Origin of the sequence: Companilactobacillus nantensis DSM 16982 (assembly GCF_001435815.1) — a bacterium.
Classification (GTDB): Bacteria; Bacillota; Bacilli; order Lactobacillales; family Lactobacillaceae; genus Companilactobacillus; species Companilactobacillus nantensis.
On sequence record NZ_AZFV01000064.1, the window covers coordinates 1 to 2,225 of the forward strand.

The 2,225-nt window shown below is 49.8% G+C and carries 1 rRNA gene; it reads right to left on the reverse strand.

Annotated elements, in window-relative coordinates:
- Window positions 1-4: 4 nt before the first annotated feature.
- Window positions 5-2,225 (reverse strand): 23S ribosomal RNA (locus FD31_RS13665); the annotation flags it as partial.

A 2,225-nucleotide genomic window follows, 5' to 3' on the forward strand; every position in this document is an offset into this window, starting at 1 on the left:
TTACTCGATTAAGTCCTCGATCTATTAGTACTGCTCAGCTCCATGTATCGCTACACTTCCACCCGCAGCCTATCTACGTCATATTCTCTAACGGATCTTACTTCCTTAACGGAATGGGAAATCTCATCTCGAGGGGGGCTTCACACTTAGATGCTTTCAGCGTTTATCCCGTCCATACGTAGCTACCCAGCGATGCGCCTGGCGGCACAACTGGTACACCAGAGGTATGTCCATCCCGGTCCTCTCGTACTAAGGACAGCTCCTCTCAAATTTCCTACGCCCGCGACGGATAGGGACCGAACTGTCTCACGACGTTCTGAACCCAGCTCGCGTACCGCTTTAATGGGCGAACAGCCCAACCCTTGGGACCGACTACAGCCCCAGGATGCGATGAGCCGACATCGAGGTGCCAAACCTCCCCGTCGATGTGAACTCTTGGGGGAGATAAGCCTGTTATCCCCAGGGTAGCTTTTATCCGTTGAGCGATGGCCCTTCCATATGGTACCACCGGATCACTAACTCCGACTTTCGTCCCTGCTCGACTTGTCAGTCTCGCAGTCAAGCTCGCTTATACGTTTACACTCTGCGAATGATTTCCAACCATTCTGAGCGAACCTTTGAGCGCCTCCGTTACATTTTAGGAGGCGACCGCCCCAGTCAAACTGCCCACCAGACACTGTCCCCCACCGCGCTAAGCGGCGTGGGTTAGAGTTTTCATATAACAAGGGTAGTATCCCACCAATGCCTCCTTCGAAACTAGCGTTCCGAAATCAACGGCTCCTACCTATCCTGTACATGTCACACAAAAACTCAATATCAAGCTACAGTAAAGCTCCATGGGGTCTTTCCGTCCTGTCGCGGGTAACCCGCATCTTCACGGGTATTATAATTTCACCGAGTCTCTCGTTGAGACAGTGCCCAAATCATTACGCCTTTCGTGCGGGTCGGAACTTACCCGACAAGGAATTTCGCTACCTTAGGACCGTTATAGTTACGGCCGCCGTTTACTGGGGCTTCAATTCTCAGCTTCGCAAAAGCTAACTGATCCTCTTAACCTTCCAGCACCGGGCAGGCGTCAGCCCATATACGTCATCTTACGATTTAGCATAGACCTGTGTTTTTGATAAACAGTTGTTTGGGCCTATTCACTGCGGCTGGCTGTTACACCAGCACCCCTTCTCCCGAAGTTACGGGGTCATTTTGCCGAGTTCCTTAACGAGAGTTCACTCGCTGACCTTAGGATACTCTCCTCGACTACCTGTGTCGGTTTGCGGTACGGGTAGTTTATTTCTAACTAGGAACTTTTCTCGGCAGTGTGAGTTACTGTGCTTCGCTACTAAAATTTCACTCCCCATCACAGCTTGTCCTTAGAGATAAAAGCATTTGACTCTTATCAAGACTTACTGCTTGGACACGCATATCCATCAGCGTGCACACATCATCCTCCTGCGTCCTTCCATCGTTCAAACAAAATAAACTAGTACGGGAATATCAACCCGTTATCCATCGATTACACCTCTCGGTCTCATCTTAGGCCCCGACTAACCCTGGGAGGACGAGCCTTCCCCAGGAAACCTTAGTCTTTCGGCCGACCAGATTCTCACTGGTCTTTCGTTACTCATACCGGCATTCTCACTTCTAAGAACTCCACTGCTCCTCACGGTACAGCTTCAATGCTCTTACAACGCTCTCCTACCACGTGTCTTACGACACATCCACAGTTTCGGTATCATGCTTAGCCCCGGTACATTTTCGGCGCAGAATCACTCGACTAGTGAGCTATTACGCACTCTTTGAATGAATGGCTGCTTCTGAGCCAACATCCTAGTTGTCTATGCGTTTCCACATCCTTTTCCACTTAGCATGAATTTTGGGACCTTAACTGGTGATCTGGGCTGTTTCCCTTTCGACGGTGGATCTTATCACTCATCGTCTGACTCCCGGGTATAGATTGATGGTATTCGGAGTTTATCTGAATTCAGTAACCCAAGACGGGCCCCTAGTCCAAACAGTGCTCTACCTCCATAATCCTAATCCCCGAGGCTAACCCTAAAGCTATTTCGGAGAGAACCAGCTATCTCCAAGTTCGTTTGGAATTTCACCGCTACCCACAACTCATCCCAGCATTTTTCAACATACACGGGTTCGGTCCTCCAATGCGTTTTACCGCATCTTCAACCTGGTCATGGGTAGGTCACTTGGTTTCGGGTCTACATCAACATACT